This window comes from Synechococcus sp. H55.2, assembly GCF_047462495.1.
GTDB lineage: Bacteria > Cyanobacteriota > Cyanobacteriia > Thermostichales > Thermostichaceae > Thermostichus.
Window position 1 is genome coordinate 1 of the sequence record NZ_JANSJH010000160.1, and the last position, 3,213, is coordinate 3,213.

The window sequence follows — 3,213 nt, forward strand, 5'->3', positions numbered from 1 at the left end:
GTGCTATCCATCCCCACCGTATAGACGGTGGGGAATTCCGCACCTTACGTTAAAGTTACACTTTTTCCGGAATCGAGTGCAATTGGATTACAAGTGCGAGGAAATAAATTCTATACCTACAAGCACCATACACCTGACTATAACTGACCCTATTCGAGAAAGTGCAGGCATTGCTGCAGGGCGCGCTGCACCGAGCCCAGGTAGCCCTCTCCGAACAAGTTGAGATGGTTGAGCCAGTGGTAGAGCTGGTAGAGAGGCTTGCGGTGGGGATACCCCTCGTTCAAGGGATAGGCCTGCTGATAAGCCTGATAGAACGCCGGCGGAAAACCGCCGAACAGCTCTGTCATCGCCAGATCTGTCTCCCGATCCCCGTAGTAGACGGCTGGGTCGAAGATCACGGGGGATCCATCGGCCAAGGCCCCGTAGTTGCCCCCCCACAGATCTCCATGTAGCAGAGCGGGTTCCGGCCTATAGTCCTGAAAAAACGCTTCCAGCTTCGCCATCACCCGTTCGGCTTGGGTCACCCACGTGCCGCGGTATCCCCGTTGGCAGGCCAGCTTGACTTGGTAGAGCAGCCGCTGTTCCCGATAAAAGTCCGGCCAGTTTGGCCGCCAACTGTTGATTTGCGGCGTGGAGCCGATGGTATTGTCGCGATCCCAGCCATAGCTCCCGTTGGGAGACAAGGTGCGATGCAACTGGGCCAACTGGGATCCCAAGAGACTGGCCGTGTGGGGACGGGGCGAGGTTAGCTCCAGGTACTCCAGCACCAAGTAGGCTTGGCTTCCTACGGATCCCCAAACAATGGGTCGAGGCACCCGAATGGCGTGGGCAGCCGCCAGGGTTTGCAAGCCCGCCGCTTCTGCCGCAAACATCTCCAGCGCCCTCTCTCCCCCACGGGCCAATTTGACGAAGTAGTCTCTCGACCCTTCTGTAAGAGGGTTTTGGGGAGCGCAGGAAAACCGATAGGTGGCGTTGATGCTGCCCCCGCCCACAGGACGATACCGCAGGGGCTGGATGGGATCCCCTGTCGCTTGCGAAAGGTGCTGGGCAATGGCTTGCCAAAGAGTTTGCATCAACAGCAAAAGTTAGTTGTTGGGGGAAAACAGGTACTTAATTGACATATTCTCCATAGCTTGCCTCAGACTCTCCGCCACAGCCCATCCGTTGCTGACCAGGACGCCGTTCGCCTGCTCTCATTTTGATCTTGAATTGATCTTGAAACTGATTTTTCTCCTTGCCTAGTGCCTGCTGGGCCAATGTCGGGTAGAGTTGGCGATAGCCATCCTGATGTCGGTTAACGCTTATGAATAGCCCGAACCCGGATCGCGATCCCGCCTTTTCACCCCGCGCTCAGCAGGGCAGTCTGGGTTGGAGCCTTGGCTTGTTTTTCGGATCCCTGGCTTGGGCAGGATGGACAAGTCAACCGCCAACTTGGGCTCAACCGGTCGAGCAGCAACCGCAAGAGGAAGTCTTTGTGCTGGAGCGCAACATCGATCCTGGGGCGCAAATCCGGGTGCGTAACGAGCTGGTCAAGATCTGTGGCGACTATCGCTGCGAAGGCTATCGCTTTGCGGTGCGGGTGCCGATTGGCCCTGAAGATACTCTGGAAACTCTGCTGGGGCGGCTGGATGCTGAGATGCGGCGGGAGGTGGATCGGGTGTTTCAAACTCGGCCCGATCTCAATCGGGTCATCGTCGATGGCTATGTCTTTTCGGGAACTCCCGCTTTTGTTGGCCGAGAAGTGCTGTTGCAAACGATGTTTGTTCCCCGTCACCGTTGGCAAGTGGGTCGCTTGGGGCCAGAGCAAGACGCGATTTTCTACGCCGAGCTGCTGCCCCAGGTGACGCCTTTTCTCACTCCATCCCCAACCCCCACGCCCGCACCTGGGCCTGTACCCGGAGAGGCTGTGCCCCCTCTGCCCCCAGCTCCTGTGGCAACGCCTACCCCTGAAGAAACCCCAGCCGCTCCACCGCCGCCGGGGGGTGTGATCGAACGGCAGCCCATTCGGCCTTGAGGGGGTTGCTCGCTTTAAATGCCCTCTGGGGATCCCACCATTTTTGCCCTCAGTCTGTTGCCGTTGGAGCTGGGGTGGGGTTGAGTCCTGGGTCGCCGTGATCTAGGCTTCAAAATTAGGAGGGATCCCCTCGGTTGATGGCTTGACTGGATCGGTGTCGGCGGCATGGCAGGACACAGCAAATGGGCCAACATTAAACGGCAAAAGGCCCGTGTAGATGCCAAAAAGGGCAGCCTATTTACCAAACTTTCGCGGGCCATTATCGTGGCGGCTCGCAGCGGCTTGCCAGATCCGGATGGGAATTTTCAGTTGCGGGCGGCGGTGGAGAAAGCCAAAGCGGCGGGGATGCCCAGCGAGAACATCGAACGGGCCATCGCCAAGGGAGCCGGCAACTGGAGCGATGACAGCCCCCTGGAAGAAGTTCGCTACGAGGGCTATGGCCCCGGCGGGGTAGCGGTGTTGATCGAGGCGATGACCGACAACCGCAACCGCACGGCTGCCGAGGTGCGAGAAGCTTTCAACAAAACCGGCGGCAGCTTGGGAGAAGCCGGCTGTGTGAGCTGGATGTTCCGACAGCGAGGGGTGATCAGCCTGGAGAACGTGGCGGATCCCGAAGCCCTGTTGCTGGCGGTGGCAGAAGCAGGGGGCGATGACCTCAAGGTGGAGGGAACCAGCGCAGAAGTATACTGCGACTACTCCTTGCTCGAGCAGGTGGCCACGTATCTGAAAAAAGAGGGCTGCCAAGTGCAAGATGCCGCCATCCGCTGGATCCCATCCAATGAGGTTCAGGTGGGGGATCCCGACACCGCCAAGCTGGTGCTCACCTTGATGGAACGTCTGGATAGCCTGGACGATGTGCAAAATGTCTACGCCAATTTCGAGATTGACGAGGCGGTGATGGAAAGCCTAGCCTGAGGACACCCTTCTATTGAAGCGACAGGAAACTCTCATCAGAGCTGCATTGCCGGCCACACCTACAAACAAAACGTTTCTCTAAGTCGTTATTGCTACACAACGCTCTAACTCCCCTCTCCCTGAGGGAGAGGGGTCGGGGGTGAGGGTCATCCCTGAGGGAGAGGGGTCGGGGGTGAGGGCAACATCGCTATTGGGTAACTGACCTTGTGCTAAATGGACTACAAATTGATCCCTCACCCTGCCCTCTCCCAGAGGGAGAGGGTTCTGAGTCTTCTCCCCCTCGC

At 58.3% G+C, this 3,213-nt stretch carries 3 protein-coding genes; 2 read left to right on the forward strand and 1 reads right to left on the reverse strand.

The window, feature by feature from the left end; all coding sequences use genetic code 11:
• Window positions 1-149: 149 nt before the first annotated feature.
• Window positions 150-1,073 carry a fructosamine kinase family protein gene (locus tag NW844_RS12515; RefSeq protein WP_414336109.1) on the reverse strand — a complete coding sequence of 308 codons (924 nt, stop codon included), beginning with the start codon at window positions 1,071-1,073 and terminating at the stop codon, window positions 150-152.
• Between the two features lie 230 nt (window positions 1,074-1,303).
• Between NW844_RS12515 and NW844_RS12520 the strand changes: the two genes are divergently transcribed.
• Together NW844_RS12520 and NW844_RS12525 are read left to right on the forward strand one after the other, a co-directional pair.
• Window positions 1,304-2,014 (forward strand): hypothetical protein, encoded by a 711-nt coding sequence (locus NW844_RS12520; RefSeq protein ID WP_414336111.1) that lies wholly within the window; start codon window positions 1,304-1,306, stop codon window positions 2,012-2,014.
• Window positions 2,015-2,179: 165 nt separating this feature from the next.
• A complete protein-coding gene (locus tag NW844_RS12525) occupies window positions 2,180-2,929 on the forward strand; it encodes a YebC/PmpR family DNA-binding transcriptional regulator (RefSeq protein ID WP_414336113.1) in 750 nt (249 codons plus the stop codon).
• Window positions 2,930-3,213: the final 284 nt, after the last annotated feature.

Coding starts and splice junctions, on each gene's coding strand:
- NW844_RS12515 (WP_414336109.1), bottom strand. CDS start 1,073: ATGCAAACTCTTTGGCAAGCCATTGCCCAGCACCTTTCGCAAGCGACA.
- NW844_RS12525 (WP_414336113.1), top strand. CDS start 2,180: ATGGCAGGACACAGCAAATGGGCCAACATTAAACGGCAAAAGGCCCGT.
- NW844_RS12520 (WP_414336111.1), top strand. CDS start 1,304: ATGAATAGCCCGAACCCGGATCGCGATCCCGCCTTTTCACCCCGCGCT.